This is a genomic window from Pseudomonas sp. RIT778, from assembly GCF_019718735.1.
GTDB classification, from domain to species: Bacteria; Pseudomonadota; Gammaproteobacteria; order Pseudomonadales; family Pseudomonadaceae; genus Aquipseudomonas; species Aquipseudomonas aphyarum.
Map to the genome: position 1 here is coordinate 20,818 of NZ_JAIHBA010000032.1, position 17,189 is coordinate 38,006.

The window sequence follows — 17,189 nt, forward strand, 5'->3', positions numbered from 1 at the left end:
GGGACACACCCCGCCTCTCGCGGACACACCCGGATTGCCGAAAATCGAAGTGTCTGACCTGCCGGTCGCTTCTCGTGAAACGTCGACCGGACTGGACAGTTACCGTTTGAACTCCGGATTGCTGCGCAACCTGCAACCGGCCAACGAGGAGGGTCTGCGCTACATCGTCGGACGCGCATTCGTCGATGTGAAAGACAGCGGCACGGTCTATGTGGAGTTCGATGCGAACCTGGGCACCTATCGGGTAATGGATCTGTACAAAAAGTTGTCTCCCGGGCCGGCGCTCTACAGAAATACCGGTGAATCGACCTGGAGCCCGGCCTCAAACAACCCCGTGAAACGCCCCTACCCACAGGCCGGTGACACCGATACACACGTACCAGCCAAACATCCGCTGACTTCGCCACTGTCGGCACATGAAGCCACTACCCGATTGCTGAACGACTCACTGCTCAAGATGTATCCGCTGATGACGTTCGGCCAGCGCGTCGAATTTTTGCGCGCCTATAACCTGTCGCCACGCCAACACATCCGGTTGCACAGTGATCTGACCGCCAATCCCCGGGTGATGCCGGAGTGGGCCGAGCAGCATCACTTACGCTCCCGGGACGAGAACGATCCGACCCGCTTCGATCAACTGCAGGAGGAAATCGAACCACTGCTCCTACCCGTGAGGAACGGAACACTGCGCAGCGATCTGGTCGACTTCGACAAAAGCGTCACCCGCGAATTTCTCGATGCTTTTCTGACCCGACTCGGTTACCTGCGCAACAGCAGCGACTGCCTGTACCGCACGGATATTCCGGGCCTGTTCAGGGCCGATGAACGCACGCCTTTCGAGCTCTACAACGACGGACGCATGCTGCCGCGCTTGAAACACCCGCGCGGCGCAACGACCGAAAAACCGATCAGTGCCACGGTCAGCCACAAGCTGGTCAAGAGGTATGGCGCCAGGGGCACCAAGGCTCCCGATCCGGAGTACCTGCGCTACAACAGTCAGAGAAACAAATACCCCGGCAAAAAACCGGGTGAATCGGACAACGAGTCGGGGAACTCCGACAACGACTGGTCCGATGCATCGGACGTGGAACTGGACACCGAACGCAATTACGAGACGATCCGCCACGATCAGCAGTTCATCTTCTCTTACGTCATCGATACGCGAAGGATGGAGGTGGTCCTCAATGAAGAGAACCATTTGCTCAATCTGGCGGCACGGGAAAAGAACGCCTGGTTTCCCGAGGACGAACTCGAAGCCCTGATTTCAACGTCCAGGCGAGGCATCGAATCAGAACTCCTGTGGCTGCTCGACTCGACGTTCACCCGCGCCGCGAAGGTCGACGACGTTGCCGCCCTCGCTCAAAGCAGCTACATCGGCAATGACATCGAAGCGCGGACCCACAGTGGCGTTTCCAATCAACATGAATACGACGCTTTGATCGATGCGGTGGCCAAGGCCGGCAAGCCGATCCTTTCATTGCCGAGCGGCAAGGACTGGTTCGCCAACGACATCGTCTGGCCGGAATAACCGGGCTGAGTCTTAAGCGAACAACTCGCCCTGCAACTCATCGAGCAGCGCCTGGATCGCATCCAGTCGCTGCTGCGGGTCGTCGAGTTGCAGCAAATCGATCTTGTCTTCCTCGGCGAACGGCAGCAGATACGCCAGCTGATTGGCCAGCGATTGCTGCCCCGCTGCTTCGATGCCCATGTTCAGCGCCTCGACCATCGGGTGTTCGGCCAGGGCCTTGAGCAACGCCACCAGATCGGCGTCTTCATCCTGCAGCGGTTGCTCGGGTTCTTCGTCGAGCCACTCGACCTCGGCCATGATCAGTTGATCGCGTTGCACGTCGGTGCGCTGCACGATGAACCGGCGCCCGCCCTGCACCCGGATACCCAGCAGTCCGTTGTCCTGCTGCTGGAAATCGGTGATCCTCGCTTCGCAGCCGACCATGGCGAAACCTTCCGGCGCGACGCCGACTTCGCTGCCCTCAAGGATGCACACCACGCCGAACCCGCCGCCCTGTTTCATGCAGCGGCCGATCATGTCCAGGTAGCGCGCCTCGAAGATCTGCAAATCCAGATTGCAGCCGGGAAACAGCACCGTGTTCAGCGGAAAAAGCGGCAGACTCATAGACATTTCCTTACACCACCATCGACACCGCCAACGGCAGGAACACCGCCGTGGCCACGCCCATCAGACTCATCGCCAGCGCCGCGAAGGCGCCGCACTCATCGCTTTCCTGCAACGCCACCGACGTGCCGACCGCATGCGCCGTCATGCCCAGCGCCATGCCGCGCGCCTCCGGGCTGTGCACGCCGAGGCGGGTCAGCAGCGCCGGACCGAAGATCGCTCCGATCACCCCGGTGATCAACACAAACACCGCCGCCAATGCTGCGACACCGCCGATCTGCTCGGCCACCAGCATGGCGATCGGCGAGGTCACCGATTTGGGCGCCATGGTCATCAGGATCATGTGATCGGCACCGAACCACCAGCCCAGCGCCACGCCCATGCCCGTGGCAACCACGCCGCCTATCACCAGCGTAGTAAAAATCGGCCAGAACAATTGGCGGATGCGTCGCAGATTCAGATACAGCGGCACCGCCAGCGCAACGGTCGCCGGGCCCAGCAGAATGCTGAGGATCTCGGTGCTCTTGCGGTACTCGGCGTAGGTCAGGCCGCAGCCGACCAGCACGCCGATCACCAACAGCATCGAGACCAGCACCGGTTGCAGAAAGATCCAGCGGGTTTTCTCGAACGCCGCCAGCACTAGTTGATAAGCCCCGAGGGTGATGCCGATGCCGAACAGCGGATGGTGAATCACCGACGCCCAGGCACCTTGCCAGTCGAACAGCATCAGGACTCCTCCGAATGCGGCGCGTGACGCTTGACCAGCCGTTGCATCAGCACGCCGGCGAAGGCCATCGATAGAATCAGCGAGACCACCAGCGCACCGACGATGGCCCAGAAATCCGCGGCTATCGCCGTGGCGTAGACCATCACGCCCACCGCCGGCGGCACCAGCAGCAATGGCAGATAACGCAGCAGACTGCCGGCGGCGAGGTTCAACGGCTCGCCGACTTCACCGCGCACGATCAGAAATACCAGCAACAGCAAAAGGCCGATGATCGGCCCCGGCAGTACCGGCAACAGCAAATGATTGAGGGCCGTGCCGAGCAATTGAAACAGCACCAGCATGGTCAGGCCGCGTAGCAACATCCGTCATCTCCGTCCGACTTCCCGACAAGCACGGGCCGGGCATTATAAGCACGCCTGCGCTATGGATCGGCATTCGCCAAAAGCATGGTCGGTTGACCTGAGCAAATCGCCATGATGATCTACAGTGGTTCGCAGGGCGGTCAAATCCCCCACCTGAAAAACTATAAAACCGATGAACCCAAGGAGAGTCTCAATGCCCTATGTTCCAGTTGCAGAGCTCAAAGATTATGTCGGCAAGGAACTCGGACGTTCCGAATGGCTCACCATCGATCAGGAGCGCATCAACCTGTTCGCCGAAGCCACCGGGGATTACCAGTTCATCCATGTCGACCCGGTCAAAGCCGCGCAAACGCCATTTGGCAGCACCATTGCACACGGTTTCCTGTCGTTGTCGCTGATCCCAAAACTGATGGAAGACATCCTGATCCTGCCGCAAGGCGTGAAGATGGTGGTCAACTACGGCCTGGACAGCGTGCGTTTCATCCAGCCGGTCAAGGTCAATTCCAAGGTCCGGCTCAAGGTCGACCTCGGTGAAGTGACCGAGAAAAAGCCTGGCCAGTGGCTGCTCAAGGCCACCGCCACCCTGGAGATCGAAGGCTCGGACAAACCGGCCTACATCGCCGAACCGCTGTCGCTCTGCTTCGTTTAAGCGCCTGGATGCGAAGCGGCTCACGCTGTTTCGCATCCGCTCCTCCCTGCCGGCTGTATAAGGTCACATAGCTGCGGCATACTCGGTCGCCTAATTGCCCGGATCCCGCTATGCGCTCATTCGCTCCTCTTGCTCCCCTTGCCTTGACCCTGTTGCTGGCCGCGTGTGGCGACGGCGAATCGCTGTTGCCGCCGGATGCGCGCCTGCCCGACGGCGGCCGCTATCGCGGTGAACTGGTCGATGGCTTGCTGCAAGGCCAGGGGCGGGTCGACTACCCCAACGGCAGCTGGTACGCCGGGGCGTTCGACAAGGGGCAATGGCATGGCCAGGGCGAATGGCACGGCAGCAATGGCGAGGTCTATCGCGGCAACTTCCAGCAAGGGCTGTTCGACGGCCAGGGCACGTTGACCACCACGGCCGGCAGCTACTCCGGCGGCTTCAAGCTGGGCCGGCGCGACGGCGAAGGCACCCTCAAAGAAAACGCGATGACCTATCGCGGCGAATTCAAGGCCGACCAGTATTCCGGGCTCGGTCGCCTCGAGCTGGACGACGGCAGCTCCTACCAGGGCCAGTTCGCCCACGGCAAACCCAACGGCGAAGGCCAGCGCGGCGATGCCAGCGGCAATCAGTTCACCGGCCACTTCGTCAACGGCCAGCTCGAAGGCAACGGCACCTTCAACAGTGCCGACGGCGACATCTACGTCGGCGGCTTCAAGAACAATCAACTGCACGGCAAGGGTCGCTACGAAAACGCCGATGGCGATGTCTGGCTCGGGCAGTTCAAGGAAGGCGCGCTGACCGGCAAGGGCGAACTGATCGGCGCCGACGGCAGCCACTACATCGGCTATTTCAATGACTGGCGCTTCAGCGGTCAGGGACGCCTGAACCTGTCCGATGGCAGCTTCTACGTCGGTGGATTCGACAGCGACAGTTATTCCGGACGCGGCACCCTGGTGCTCACCGATGGCAGCGTGCTCAGCGGTACCTGGATCAACGGCCAGCGCGTACGCGATGCCGACGGCAAGTTGCTGCCGGACACCCTCGAACTCGGCCTGCTGGCCCAGGGTCGCCTGCTCGACGAGGCACTGGCGAATGTGCCGGCCTCGACCCCGGCGGTGGAGCTGTACACCCTGACCCTCGGCGGCGACGGCAAACAGAGCGTTTTCCTGCGTGAATCCGATTACGTGGCCAACATGCTCACCAGCCGTTTCGGCGCGTTTGGCCAGATCCGCCTGGTCAACCATCGCGACCACCTCGGCGACCGGCCGATGGCCACCCGCGAAAACCTGCGCCGCGCAGCCCTGACCCTCGCCGAACGCAGTGGCCCGGAAGATCTGGTGTTCATCTACCTGACCAGCCACGGCACTGCCGAACACGAGCTGGTGCTCGACCAGCCGCGCATGGAACTGGCCGACCTGCCCGCCGACGAACTCGCCGCCGTGCTCGCGCCGCTGAAGAATCGCGACAAGATCATTGTCATTTCCTCGTGCTATTCCGGGGGCTTCATTCCGGCGTTGAAGGATGAACGCACGCTGATCATGACCGCCTCGCGCGCCGATCGAGTGTCGTTCGGATGCTCCGAGGAGGCCAACTTCACCTACTTCGGCGACGCCCTGTTTGCACAGGCGCTGAACCAGACCGACGACCTGGAACAAGCCTTCAAACTGGCCAAGGCCACCGTCGCCGAGCGCGAACTGGCGGACAATTTCGAAGCCTCTGAACCGCAGATCTGGGCGCCGAAAACCGTGCTTGCGCACTGGCAATTGCTGCGTAAACAGCAAGCGAGAAAAGCATTGCAAAGTACTGCGTTGAACGACGGAGCGACAAAGAGCAACTAAGCTGAACAGTATCAAGGGAGAGACACTATGTACTTGACGCCTCAGCATGTCTTGCTTGCCGGAGCCACCGGATTGACCGGTGAACATCTGCTCGACCGCCTGCTCAACGAGCCGACGATCAGCCGCGTCCTTGCCCCCTCACGCCGGCCGCTGGCTGAACACCCGCATCTGGAAAACCCGGTCGGTGATCCGCAGACCTTCCTGCCGCAACTGGCCGGTCGGGTCGACATCGCCTATTGCTGCCTCGGCACCACGATCAAACAGGCCGGCTCCGAAGAGGCGTTTCGCGCCGTGGATCTGGACATGGTGGTGGCGTTCGCCAAGCGCGCCCGGGAGATGGGCGCACGGCACCTGATCGTGATCAGCGCCCTGGGGGCCGATCGCCGGTCCTCGGTGTTCTACAACCGGGTCAAAGGCGAGATGGAATACGCATTGCGCGCGCAGGACTGGCCGCAACTGACCATTTGCCGGCCATCGCTGTTGCTCGGCGAACGCAGCGAGCCCCGCCTGGGCGAACAGCTCGCCGCGCCATTCTCTAAATTGATTCCCGGCAAATACCGTGGCATCGAAGCCTGCCAACTGGCCCGTGCCATGTGGCGCCTGGCGCTGGAGGAGCAGGATGGCGTGCGGATTGTCGAGTCGGACGAACTGAGAAAACTCGGCAAGTAAGCTCACTCGCCACAGCGGTTCAACGCGGGTCCCGGGTAACCATTTCCAATGAAGCCCGAGGATCTTGCGTGAACTGGCCGACATTCGAAATGAAGTGAATCGAATCAACCCGCGTGTAGTAACTATCTACTACGTGCCCCTTCCCTTTCATGGATAACGTGCCCTCCAGCACACCTGCGTCTACGGCCATTCCGCCACGGGATGACACCACAGCACGTCAGGCAATCAATGAAAGGATTCCTTGATGGCACCGCAAACAAAAACGTCGAAAGGCACCAGCAAAAATACCCCCACCCTCGACAGGACTCCGGAAACGTCGTTGACTCAGCGTCATGATTTCCCGGGTTCGATTCGATTCCCGGAAACAGACAGCGTCAGCCGCCCCACGGAGGCGCCTGCACCCCACTCTTCAAGTGACACATTGCCCGCGATACAGATTCAGGATCTGACCCACCCGGCTGGAGACACCGAAGGAGGATCACCCAGCAACCCACACGCGAGCGGATCGATCCGTCAGTACGAGTTGCCGACGCAATTGCGAACGCTATTGCCTGCCGTCAACACCGAAGGGTTGCGGGTTCACAGGGGGCGCATTTATGCCGAGGTGCAATACACCACGACCACGACGGTCATGGTGGCCTGGGACGAAGGCCTCGGCACCTACCGAGCCATGCGGTCACAGGAAGCGCAGCCCTCGGGCCCCGTCCTGCAATTCGACTCCGAAAGCAATACCTGGCGGGTCGCTGAGCCGCGGATTATCAGTCAGCCCCTCGAGTCCACGGTACACCGGCAGGCAGACAATACCGACGATAACGCAGCACAGCCCCACCTGCCGGGACCGGCCAGGACGCAGCCGAACACTGCACCGATTTACGTCGACACCCAACATTACGTATGGAACGAGAAGGCCAACAATCACCATGGCTATGTGGTCCTGCACCGAAAAATGCGCCGGACCGACGAGGTCGGGCCGCCGCTGCATCATGCATTCATGGGCGAAAGCGGCTCGTTTGTCAGTGTCGAGCCTTCCGCCTCGCGAATCGATCAGCCAGCCGAACTGTTGACAGCCTGGACAGACCGCGATATCTGGGATCTCTACGGGATACAGGGCGCAGAAATCACCCGTTTCCGCAGCGAAGCGCACAGCACCGGCAAGAAACCTCTATGGGCTACCGTTCGGACACAACGGATGGAAAACGCCTACCTGTTTGACGAGCTGTACCGCTGGTCTGGCATGGACATGGATCGCGACCTGTTCAACAGCCTCCTGAACCATCAGAACCGCACGCCAGCCCAATGGGCAGAACACCTCCAGTCCGTCACCTTGCACCGCAGCCCATCTGGCCCGCAAACGCCGTTGCCAAGCCCGCCGGAACCCGACTCGCCCTCTACACGCCCATCAACACCCGACACGTCCAGGACTGCGGACGCCACGCTTGCCTACGGTGATCAGCGCCACTACACCTGGGATCTCGACAAGTCGAATTTCCATGGTTATGTCGAAATGCAGCGCAAGCCTGGCCTGAATGACAATCATGGACCTCTCACCCAACTGGCGTTTCGTGAAGGCGCCAGCCTGATTGTCGTCAAAGCCACCGATTATCCGATCTACAAAGAGAATGTTCTGCGCCCGTTCTGGCGGGACATCGACATCTGGAATCTTTACAGGATCGAAGGACCCGACATCGTGCGCTTTCGTCGGGAGGTTGCGCTCCATCAGAAACCGCCTGCCTGGGTCAAACAACGGGAATACCCTTCCCAGCGTGAACAACTGATCGACTACCTGCGGCTGTGGACCAACCCTGATTCTCCGCTCAAAACACGAGAGCAAATCCTCGCCCGGTTCCAGCCCTACAATCTTTCCGTCCAGCAACTAATACGACTGTGCAAAGAGCTGTCGCCGACAGGGCAGTTCAAGAACCTGATCAATGACGAAATGCCTGGATGGGTCAAAACCTATCAGGAACGCACCCGGCTGGTAACCAACGAAAAACTCTTCGAACCGTTTCTGCCGGAAATCGATGCTGAAATCATCCAGCTGAGAAATCAGGGAGAAGGCACCAGCCTGCTGAAGGCGAGTCTGACCGAACCCTTCTTTCAGGAGCTGTTGCGGCTCAGCGGCTTCAAGTGCAACACGCACAATTATCTGTACAGAACCGACATTCCTGCCGTGTTCAAAGTGGATGACCGGACACCTTTCGAAATAGCCCGGCCCGGGGCCATGGTCCCACGCGTGGTATCGGCCGTGGGCGCCACAAGTGAGACACCCGTCAGTGCAATGTTCAGCCTGAAGACCGCCATGGATTTTGCGAATGAAACCAGAGGAGTGACGGGCATAGAGGCGCACCAGACAACCCGCGGCACTTCGACGCCCCCCGCTCAACGCATCCGGTTTTGCTACCTGCTCGATACCCGCAATGTGGAAGTCGTTGCGGGACAGGACAATCGCGTCTACAACCCGACGCGGCTCGAACGAAGCCCCGCGGACGGCAAAACGTGGTTCCCGAGCATGAAAATGGAGGGGCATGTTTCGATGTCATCGATCGGTTTCACGTCGAGGCGCGTCTGGCTGGTCAACTCAGGCATGACCCGCGCGGCGACAGTGGAAGATATCCATTTGCAGGCGCTGACACACGCCACGGGATCAGATCAGAACCCTGCCGACGTCATCGAAGCCCGCACACGGGCAGGAGAATTGAACCGGGACGAATATGACGGGTTGATCGATGAAGTGGCGAATGCCGGCAAACGCGTTATCGAATTGCCGGCAGGACAGGACATATTCTCCGACGACATCGTCTTTCCGCCCGAAACGATCACGTTGTAGGGAACTTCAATGGCACGCCCCTGCGGGGTCGTGCCATTGATTTTCATAACCCGCCCGTCGCCTGAAACCCTACACCGATCACCGTCAGCAACGACAACGGCAACAGCAGCGTATCGAGCAATGCGCTGGCCGGCAGATCCACACCGGGATAGCTCGGTGCCTCGGCGCCGAATCGATCCATCGCGCAACATCCGCCATTCATCGCATACAGATCCAGCCGGGTGCCGGAATACACCACCGGCGCGCCGGGCTTGGCGGCATCCAGCGTGCGCGCCGTGGCGCAGCCGGTCAGTTGCAGCGCCAGCAGGATCGCCAGCAGCTTATTCATCGCTGCTCAGATGGTGTTCGCCCCAGCGCGGCAGCATGTCCTGGGGAATGCCCAACAGATTGAGAATCCGCGCCACCACGAAATCGATCAGGTCATCGATGGTCTGCGGCTGGTGATAAAAGCCTGGCGAGGCCGGCAGGATGGTCACGCCCATGTTCGACAACTTGAGCATGTGCTCCAGGTGAATGCTCGAATACGGCGCTTCGCGCGGCACCAGAATCAACTGGCGACGTTCCTTCAAGGTGACGTCCGCCGCCCGTTCGATCAGGTTGTTGCAGGCGCCGGTGGCAATGGCCGACAAGGTGCCGGTCGAGCACGGCACCACCACCATCGCGGCCGGAGCACCGGAGCCCGAGGCCACCGGCGACATCCAGTCTTCCTTGCCGTACACGCGGATTTGCCCGGCGGACGCGCCGGTGTATTCGGTGAGGAACGCCTGCATCATTTGCGGCTTGGCCGGCAGCGACACGTCCGTCTCGGTGGCCATCACCAGTTGCGCGGCCTTGGAGATCAGAAAGTGCACCTCGCGATCCTCGCGCACCAGACAATCCAGCAGGCGCAAGCCGTACTGGGCGCCGGACGCGCCAGTCATCGCCAGCGTGATGCGTTCCGGGCCATTGCTCGCCAGACGCGTGTTCATTTCAGCGCCTCGGCGAGTTTGCCGTGCAGGCCGCCGAAGCCGCCGTTGCTCATGATCACCACGTGGGTGCCGGGCTGAGCCTGGCTCTTCACGCGTTCGATGATGCCTTCCAGCGAATCGCTGACGATCGATGGCACGGTGCACAACGCGGCGGTGCCTGCCAGATCCCAACCGAGGTTGGCCGGGGCGTACCAGATCACCTGATCGGCATCGACCACGCTGTCCGGCAGACCGTCACGGTGGGCGCCTAGCTTCATCGAGTTGGAGCGCGGCTCGATGATCGCGATCAGCGGCGCATCGCCGATGCGCTTGCGCAGGCCGTCGAGGGTGGTGGCAATCGCGGTCGGGTGGTGGGCGAAATCGTCGTAAATGGTGATGCCGCGCACTTCAGCGACTTTCTCCATCCGGCGCTTCACGCTCTTGAACGCGCTCAACCCGGCGATGCCCATCGACGGTACAACACCGACGTGACGCGCGGCGGCCAAAGTCGCCAAGGCGTTGGCAACGTTGTGCTGACCGGTCAGTTCCCACTCGACCACACCTTGGGACACGCCTTCGAACATCACTTCGAATGCCGAGCCGTCGTCTTTCAGCAACTTGACCTGCCACTGACCGCCGGCACCGGTGGTTTGCACCGGGGTCCAGCAGCCCATCTCGATCACACGCTGCAAGGCCGGTTCGGTGGTCGGATGAATCACCAGGCCTTCGCTCGGGATGGTTCGCACCAAGTGATGGAACTGCCGTTCGATGGCCGGCAGATCGGGGAATATGTCAGCGTGATCGAACTCAAGGTTGTTGAGGATCGCGGTACGCGGACGGTAGTGGACGAACTTCGAACGCTTGTCGAAGAACGCACTGTCGTATTCGTCGGCCTCAATCACGAAGAACGGCGTGCCGCCCAGACGTGCCGACACCGAGAAATTCTGCGGCACGCCGCCGATCAGGAAACCCGGGCTCATGCCGGCATGTTCCAGCACCCAGGCGAGCATGCTGCTGGTGGTGGTCTTGCCGTGCGTACCGGCAACCGCCAGCACCCAGCGACCTTGCAGCACATGGTCGGCCAGCCATTGCGGGCCGGAAACGTACGGCAGGCCTTTGTTCAGCACATATTCCACTGCCGGGTTGCCGCGGGACATGGCGTTGCCGATCACCACCAGATCCGGTGCCGGATCAAGCTGCGCCGGGTCGTAACCCTGGGTCAGCTGAATGCCCTGGGCTTCGAGCTGGGTGCTCATCGGCGGATAGACGTTGGCATCGGAGCCAGTCACGTGATGGCCCAGCTCTTTGGCCAGAACCGCCATCGAGCCCATGAAAGTCCCGCAGATACCCAGAATATGAATGTGCATAGTCGACCTCGTAAAACATGGCCGCAGGTTAGCGCAGGGAGGGGGAAATCGCACTCTTTAGCTGATCACACGACATGATCGTTCCCACGCTCTGCGTGGGAATGCAGCACAGGACGCTCTGCGTCCAAAAGCGGACGCGGAGCGTCCGGGGAGGCGTTCCCACGCAGAGCGTGGGAACGATCGGCAGGAGTATTCAGGCGGTTCGGGCAATCCCGTGCTTGCGCAGTTTTCTATAAAGCGTATTGCGACTGACACCCAGTTGCTGCGCCGTGTGGGTCATGTGCCAGCGCGCGTGTTCCAGCGCATTGAGCAAAGTCAGCCGCTCGGCATCTTCCAGCGGATGTTCAGATGACGATTCATCGGTTTTTACCAGCAACGGCTGCACCTGCCGAAACATCGCCGGCAGATCATCCAGCCCGATCCGCCCTTCATCGCACAACGCCGCCAGCGTGCGCAGCACATTGCGCATCTGCCGCACATTGCCCGGCCAGTTGAACCCGAGCAACGCCTGACGCGCCGGTTCGTCGATCAGGATCGTTTCCCCGCCCGCCTCTTCGGCCAGCAGGAAATCCAGCAGCTGCGACTTGTCACTGCGCTCGCGCAACGGCGGCAGCGCCACTTCCAGCCCGTTGAGCCGGTAATAAAGGTCTTCACGGAAACTGCCATCGCCGACCCGCTCCAGCAAATTGCGGTGGGTGGCACTGATGATCCGCACGTTGACCGCTTCCGGCTCGCCGCCGATCGGCACCACTTGCCGGTCTTCGAGCACCCGCAAAAGCCGGGTTTGCAGTGCCAGCGGCATGTCGCCGATTTCATCGAGGAACAGCGTGCCGCCATCGGCCTGCTGCAACTTGCCGCGCATGCCGTCCTTGCGCGCACCGGTGAAACTGCCGCCGCGATAACCGAACAGTTCGCTCTCGATCAGGCTTTCGGGAATTGCCGCGCAGTTGAGAGCAACGAATGCTTTGCCGGCGCGCTGACTGGCATTGTGCACAGCCTTGGCGAATGCTTCCTTGCCGGAGCCGGTTTCGCCGTTGATCAGCAGCGGCACGTCACGCTCGAACACTCGCAATGACTTACGGAAATCCGCCTGCAACGCCGCATCACCAAGGCAAATGCCCGCAAGACGCGGCGCTTCCACAGGCGCCGGAGCCGGTACTGCTGGCAGCGGCCGACGGGTTTCGCCGCGCAGCACCGCAAACAGATGCCGCCCATCGCGAGTACGCAGCGGCCAACTGGCGCTGGCATTGGCACTGGCGCGCCCGAGCAACTCATCCAGCGAACAATCGAAAAATGCCTCAACCGGTTTACCGAGCAAGCCGCCACGAATGTGCCCGAGCAGGTTCAAGGCGCTCTGGTTGACCGCACTGATACGCCCTTCCCCGTCAAACGCCAGCAGCCCTTCGCTGAACAGCCCGACGGACTCGGCCTGGAGATGGAAACGCAACAACCATTGGTTATCGAAGCAACGCAGGAAATAGCAGCTCTCGATCATCTTCGCCGACAGATTGACCAGCGCCATGGTGTGGAACTGGCTCTGGCGCGAGACGTCATGCCGAGCCGAAGAAACGTCGAGCACCGCCAGCAGTTCGCCGTGCGGGTCGAACACCGGGCTCGCCGAGCAGGTCAGGCCGGTGTGGCGGCCGCGAAAGTGTTCGTCTTGATGAATCGTCAGGGCCTGACGTTCCACCAGGCAGGTGCCGATGCCGTTGGTGCCTTCGCAGGCCTCGCTCCAGTCGGAGCCCAGCCACAGGCCGGCGCGTTCAAAAATCTTGCGTTCGGCGGGTGCGGTGACGCAGTTGAGGATCACCCCGCGCGCGTCGGTCAGCAAAACCGCGTGGCCGGCGCCGGAGAGTTGTTGATGCAGGCTGCTCATTTCATTGCCGGCGATCTGCAACACCTGTTGCAGCCGTTCGCGGCTTTCGAGAACTCGACCGTGTTCGAGCACGGTCGGCGCCATGGTCAGGGCCGGGTCGAGGTGATAGTCCTCAAGACAACGCAGCCACGAGCGGGCGATCGACGGGTCGGCACCGGGGCCATGCAGGTGCGGCTTGCCCTGGGTGACGGTGAGTACCTGTTGGGCATGGCGACTCAAATGGTTGTCGTGCATTTCTTATTATTCTCCCCGAGGCTCATCGGCCCATGCGTGAAGTGGTGCCCAGCATCCTCCAGCCAACCGGTCTTTGCAATGCTGGCAAGACCGCCCGGTCACGGGTTGTGCCAGAAGCGGTACAAACTGTCACCCGGGCTGTACCGATACCGTCACAGACGCTTGCCATTTGTCCGACGGAAATCACGCAAGGCCTTGATTTGCCTGACCTGCACGGCAGTGGCCCGACCTTTGCTCTACGCTTATAGCAAGCGCTCATGCGCGTCTCTCTGATAAGTACAACAGCCAAGGAGAACATCATGCGTTACGCTCACCCCGGTACTGAAGGCGCCAAAGTCTCGTTCAAGAGCAAGTACGGTAACTACATCGGCGGCGAGTTCGTCGCGCCTGTCAAAGGTCAGTACTTCACCAACACCTCGCCAGTAAATGGCCAACCGATTGCCGAATTCCCGCGTTCCACGGCCGAAGACATCGAAAAAGCCCTGGACGCCGCCCACGCCGCTGCCGATGCCTGGGGTTCCACTTCCGCCCAGGCGCGCTCGCTGGTCCTGCTGAAAATTGCCGACCGCATCGAACAGAACCTCGAAACCCTGGCGATCACCGAAACCTGGGACAACGGCAAAGCCATCCGCGAAACCCTCAACGCCGACATCCCGCTGGCCGCTGACCACTTCCGCTATTTCGCCGGTTGCCTGCGCGCCCAGGAAGGCAGCGCCGCCGAGATCGACGGCAACACCGTCGCTTATCACATCCATGAACCGCTGGGCGTGGTCGGCCAGATCATCCCGTGGAACTTCCCGATCCTGATGGCTGCGTGGAAACTCGCGCCAGCTCTTGCCGCCGGCAACTGCGTGGTACTCAAACCTGCCGAGCAAACCCCGCTGGGCATCAGCGTGCTGCTGGAACTGATCGGCGACCTGCTGCCGCCGGGCGTGCTCAACGTGGTGCAAGGGTTCGGCAAAGAAGCCGGCGAAGCCCTGGCCACCAGCAAGCGCATCGCCAAGATCGCCTTCACCGGCTCGACCCCGGTCGGCTCGCACATCATGAAATGCGCCGCCGAAAACATCATTCCGTCCACCGTTGAACTGGGCGGCAAGTCGCCGAACATCTTCTTCGAAGACATCATGCAGGCCGAGCCAAGCTTCATTGAAAAAGCCGCCGAAGGCCTGGTACTGGCGTTCTTCAACCAGGGCGAAGTCTGCACCTGCCCGTCCCGTGCACTGGTCCAGGAGTCGATCTATCCGCAGTTCATGGAAGCGGTGATGAAGAAAGTCAGCCAGATCAAACGTGGCGACCCGCTCGACACCGACACCATGGTCGGCGCCCAGGCGTCCGAGCAGCAATTCGACAAGATCCTGTCGTACCTGGAAATCGCCAAGGGCGAAGGCGCTGAGCTGCTGACCGGCGGCAAGGTGGAAAAACTCGAGGGCAGCCTGGCGACCGGGTATTACATCCAGCCGACGCTGCTCAAGGGCACCAACAAGATGCGTGTGTTCCAGGAAGAAATCTTCGGCCCGGTGGTGAGCATCACCACCTTCAAGGACGAAGCCGAAGCCCTGGCGATTGCCAACGACACCGAGTTCGGCCTCGGCGCCGGCCTCTGGACCCGCGACATCAACCGCGCCTATCGCATGGGCCGCGCCATCAAGGCCGGCCGTGTATGGACCAACTGCTACCACCTGTACCCGGCGCACGCCGCGTTCGGCGGGTACAAGAAATCCGGCGTCGGCCGTGAAACCCACAAGATGATGCTCGACCACTACCAGCAGACCAAGAACCTGCTGGTGAGCTACGACATCAACCCGCTGGGCTTCTTCTAAAACCTCGGGGCAACACAGATGATTCTGTGTTGCCTGTTCAATGGCCTTCGCGAGCAAGCCCGCTCCCACAGGGACTTGCGTCGGCCCACATTATTGGATTCTGCACAAATCCAATGTGGGAGCGGGCTTGCTCGCGAAGGCGTCCTTAATGACACGACACAAAGCCTGGCCGCTCTGGCACGGGCCTTGCGTACCCGTCATTCAGGATTTGCGTGAACACTGCCGCTGCGTGAACAGCATCCACCCACTCAACCGCTGCACCCGAAAGTCCAACAGATCGAACAATAAAAAAGACAGAGAGGACTTATGACTTCCACCACACAGCTCAAACCCACACTCGGCACCCTGCACCTCTGGGGCATTGCCGTCGGCCTGGTGATTTCCGGCGAATACTTCGGCTGGAGTTACGGCTGGGGCACGGCGGGAACCCTGGGTTTCCTGGTCACGGCACTGATGGTCGCGACCATGTACACCTGCTTCATCTTCAGTTTCACCGAACTGACCACCGCGATTCCTCACGCGGGCGGGCCGTTTGCCTACAGCCGTCGGGCGTTCGGCGAGAAAGGCGGACTGATCGCCGGCATCGCCACGCTGATCGAATTCGTGTTCGCCCCGCCGGCCATTGCCATGGCCATCGGCGCCTATCTGAATGTGCAATATCCGGGACTCGACCCCAAACTCGCAGCGGTCGGCGCGTATTTCGTGTTCATGACCCTGAACATCCTTGGCGTCAGCATCGCCGCAACCTTCGAGCTGGTGGTCACCGTGCTCGCCGTCGCCGAACTGCTGGTGTTCATGGGCGTGGTCGCGCCGGGCTTCAGCTTCAGCAACTTCGTACTCAATGGCTGGTCGGGCGCCAATGAGTTCACGATGGGCTCGATTCCGGGCATTTTCGCGGCGATTCCCTTCGCGATCTGGTTCTTCCTCGCCATCGAAGGCGCGGCCATGGCGGCCGAGGAAGCCAAAGATCCGAAACGCACGATTCCACGGGCCTACGTCAGCGGCATCCTGACCCTGGTGTTCCTGGCCATCGGTGTGATGGTGATGGCCGGCGGCGTCGGCGACTGGCGTCAACTGTCGAACATCAACGACCCGCTGCCACAGGCGATGAAAGCGGTGGTCGGCAACAATTCGACCTGGATGCACATGCTGGTGTGGATCGGCCTGTTCGGGCTGGTGGCGAGTTTCCACGGGATCATCCTCGGGTACTCGCGGCAGTTCTTCGCCCTGGCCCGGGCCGGTTATCTGCCGAAAGGCCTGGCCAAACTCTCGCGCTTCCAGACCCCGCACCGGGCGATCCTGGCCGGCGGCGTAATTGGCATCGCGGCGATCTACAGCGACGGACTGGTCAATCTGCAAGGCATGACCCTGACGGCGGCGATGATCACCATGTCGGTGTTCGGCGCCATCGTGATGTACATCATCAGCATGCTCAGCCTGTTCAAACTGCGCAAAACCGAGCCGAATCTGGAGCGCACCTTCCGCGCGCCGGGCTATCCGGTGGTGCCGGCCATCGCGCTGTTTCTGGCGGTGGTGTGCCTGGTGGCGATGGCCTGGTTCAACACGCTGATCGGCTGTGTGTTCCTCGGTTTCATGGCCGCCGGCTACCTGTACTTCCAGCTGACCGCCAAGCAACGCTCCGAAGCCCCGGCAGACGCTATGCTCGAAGGTATCTAAACGCTAACTGAGCTGCACCGGCATCGGGCCTCGGGCTCGGTGCCCGCACTAAAAGCATTCATTCA

Annotated in this window: 14 protein-coding genes; 7 read left to right on the top strand and 7 right to left on the bottom strand. The window is 61.1% G+C overall.

Annotated features, from left to right (window positions below):
- Positions 1 to 49: 49 nt before the first annotated feature.
- Entirely contained in the window at positions 50 to 1,528 is a 1,479-nt protein-coding gene (locus K5E37_RS21815) for a hypothetical protein (RefSeq protein ID WP_311776191.1), read from the top strand.
- 12 nt (positions 1,529 to 1,540) lie between these two features.
- Here K5E37_RS21815 and K5E37_RS21820 read toward each other — a convergent pair whose 3' ends face one another.
- Genes K5E37_RS21820 through K5E37_RS21830 form a run of 3 tightly spaced genes read right to left on the bottom strand, consistent with a single transcriptional unit; the run spans position 1,541 to position 3,220 of the window.
- Complete coding sequence (locus tag K5E37_RS21820) at positions 1,541 to 2,131, bottom strand: LON peptidase substrate-binding domain-containing protein (protein WP_085608768.1); 591 nt, start codon at positions 2,129 to 2,131, stop codon at positions 1,541 to 1,543.
- A gap of 10 nt (positions 2,132 to 2,141) precedes the next feature.
- Complete coding sequence (locus tag K5E37_RS21825) at positions 2,142 to 2,858, bottom strand: LrgB family protein (protein WP_007958637.1); 717 nt, start codon at positions 2,856 to 2,858, stop codon at positions 2,142 to 2,144.
- Complete coding sequence (locus tag K5E37_RS21830; RefSeq protein WP_007958636.1) at positions 2,858 to 3,220, bottom strand: CidA/LrgA family protein; 363 nt, start codon at positions 3,218 to 3,220, stop codon at positions 2,858 to 2,860. The genes K5E37_RS21825 and K5E37_RS21830 overlap by 1 nt, the downstream gene beginning before the upstream one ends.
- A 193-nt stretch (positions 3,221 to 3,413) precedes the next feature.
- Between K5E37_RS21830 and K5E37_RS21835 the strand changes: the two genes are divergently transcribed.
- The 4 genes from K5E37_RS21835 (at position 3,414) to K5E37_RS21850 (ending at position 9,203) form a co-directional block, all read left to right on the top strand.
- On the top strand, positions 3,414 to 3,869 hold the full coding sequence (locus K5E37_RS21835) for a MaoC family dehydratase (protein ID WP_007909575.1): 456 nt from the start codon (positions 3,414 to 3,416) through the stop codon (positions 3,867 to 3,869).
- 110 nt (positions 3,870 to 3,979) lie between these two features.
- Positions 3,980 to 5,707, top strand: coding sequence for a C13 family peptidase (locus tag K5E37_RS21840; RefSeq protein WP_221535120.1), 1,728 nt, complete (start codon positions 3,980 to 3,982; stop codon positions 5,705 to 5,707).
- Between the two features lie 27 nt (positions 5,708 to 5,734).
- Positions 5,735 to 6,376 (top strand): oxidoreductase, encoded by a 642-nt coding sequence (locus tag K5E37_RS21845; RefSeq protein ID WP_007958634.1) that lies wholly within the window; start codon positions 5,735 to 5,737, stop codon positions 6,374 to 6,376.
- Between the two features lie 244 nt (positions 6,377 to 6,620).
- Positions 6,621 to 9,203, top strand: coding sequence for a hypothetical protein (locus K5E37_RS21850; RefSeq protein ID WP_221535121.1), 2,583 nt, complete (start codon positions 6,621 to 6,623; stop codon positions 9,201 to 9,203).
- A 43-nt stretch (positions 9,204 to 9,246) separates the two neighbouring features.
- Here K5E37_RS21850 and K5E37_RS21855 read toward each other — a convergent pair whose 3' ends face one another.
- The 4 genes from K5E37_RS21855 to K5E37_RS21870 all read right to left on the bottom strand — a co-directional run bounded on the left by K5E37_RS21855 (position 9,247) and on the right by K5E37_RS21870 (position 13,627).
- Entirely contained in the window at positions 9,247 to 9,531 is a 285-nt protein-coding gene (locus K5E37_RS21855; protein WP_064382190.1) for a YceK/YidQ family lipoprotein, read from the bottom strand.
- Positions 9,524 to 10,171, bottom strand: a complete 648-nt coding sequence (gene ubiX, locus K5E37_RS21860; protein WP_007958630.1) for a flavin prenyltransferase UbiX — start codon at positions 10,169 to 10,171, stop codon at positions 9,524 to 9,526. The genes K5E37_RS21855 and ubiX overlap by 8 nt, the downstream gene beginning before the upstream one ends.
- A complete protein-coding gene (gene mpl / locus K5E37_RS21865) occupies positions 10,168 to 11,517 on the bottom strand; it encodes a UDP-N-acetylmuramate:L-alanyl-gamma-D-glutamyl-meso-diaminopimelate ligase (protein WP_007958628.1) in 1,350 nt (449 codons plus the stop codon). The genes ubiX and mpl overlap by 4 nt, the downstream gene beginning before the upstream one ends.
- A 193-nt stretch (positions 11,518 to 11,710) precedes the next feature.
- A complete protein-coding gene (locus tag K5E37_RS21870) occupies positions 11,711 to 13,627 on the bottom strand; it encodes a sigma-54-dependent Fis family transcriptional regulator (RefSeq protein WP_221535122.1) in 1,917 nt (638 codons plus the stop codon).
- 299 nt (positions 13,628 to 13,926) lie between these two features.
- Between K5E37_RS21870 and K5E37_RS21875 the strand changes: the two genes are divergently transcribed.
- A complete protein-coding gene (locus K5E37_RS21875; protein ID WP_221535123.1) occupies positions 13,927 to 15,447 on the top strand; it encodes an aldehyde dehydrogenase family protein in 1,521 nt (506 codons plus the stop codon).
- A gap of 306 nt (positions 15,448 to 15,753) precedes the next feature.
- Complete coding sequence (gene eat / locus K5E37_RS21880) at positions 15,754 to 17,124, top strand: ethanolamine permease (RefSeq protein ID WP_085608773.1); 1,371 nt, start codon at positions 15,754 to 15,756, stop codon at positions 17,122 to 17,124.
- The last annotated feature ends 65 nt before the right edge of the window (positions 17,125 to 17,189 follow it).

Excerpts from the sequence above, each read along its gene's own strand:
- K5E37_RS21820 (WP_085608768.1), bottom strand. The coding sequence starts at position 2,131 with ATGAGTCTGCCGCTTTTTCCGCTGAACACGGTGCTGTTTCCCGGCTGC.
- K5E37_RS21825 (WP_007958637.1), bottom strand. The coding sequence starts at position 2,858 with ATGCTGTTCGACTGGCAAGGTGCCTGGGCGTCGGTGATTCACCATCCG.
- K5E37_RS21830 (WP_007958636.1), bottom strand. The coding sequence starts at position 3,220 with ATGTTGCTACGCGGCCTGACCATGCTGGTGCTGTTTCAATTGCTCGGC.
- K5E37_RS21835 (WP_007909575.1), top strand. The coding sequence starts at position 3,414 with ATGCCCTATGTTCCAGTTGCAGAGCTCAAAGATTATGTCGGCAAGGAA.
- K5E37_RS21840 (WP_221535120.1), top strand. The coding sequence starts at position 3,980 with ATGCGCTCATTCGCTCCTCTTGCTCCCCTTGCCTTGACCCTGTTGCTG.
- K5E37_RS21845 (WP_007958634.1), top strand. The coding sequence starts at position 5,735 with ATGTACTTGACGCCTCAGCATGTCTTGCTTGCCGGAGCCACCGGATTG.
- K5E37_RS21850 (WP_221535121.1), top strand. The coding sequence starts at position 6,621 with ATGGCACCGCAAACAAAAACGTCGAAAGGCACCAGCAAAAATACCCCC.
- K5E37_RS21855 (WP_064382190.1), bottom strand. The coding sequence starts at position 9,531 with ATGAATAAGCTGCTGGCGATCCTGCTGGCGCTGCAACTGACCGGCTGC.
- ubiX (WP_007958630.1), bottom strand. The coding sequence starts at position 10,171 with ATGAACACGCGTCTGGCGAGCAATGGCCCGGAACGCATCACGCTGGCG.
- mpl (WP_007958628.1), bottom strand. The coding sequence starts at position 11,517 with ATGCACATTCATATTCTGGGTATCTGCGGGACTTTCATGGGCTCGATG.
- K5E37_RS21870 (WP_221535122.1), bottom strand. The coding sequence starts at position 13,627 with ATGCACGACAACCATTTGAGTCGCCATGCCCAACAGGTACTCACCGTC.
- K5E37_RS21875 (WP_221535123.1), top strand. The coding sequence starts at position 13,927 with ATGCGTTACGCTCACCCCGGTACTGAAGGCGCCAAAGTCTCGTTCAAG.
- eat (WP_085608773.1), top strand. The coding sequence starts at position 15,754 with ATGACTTCCACCACACAGCTCAAACCCACACTCGGCACCCTGCACCTC.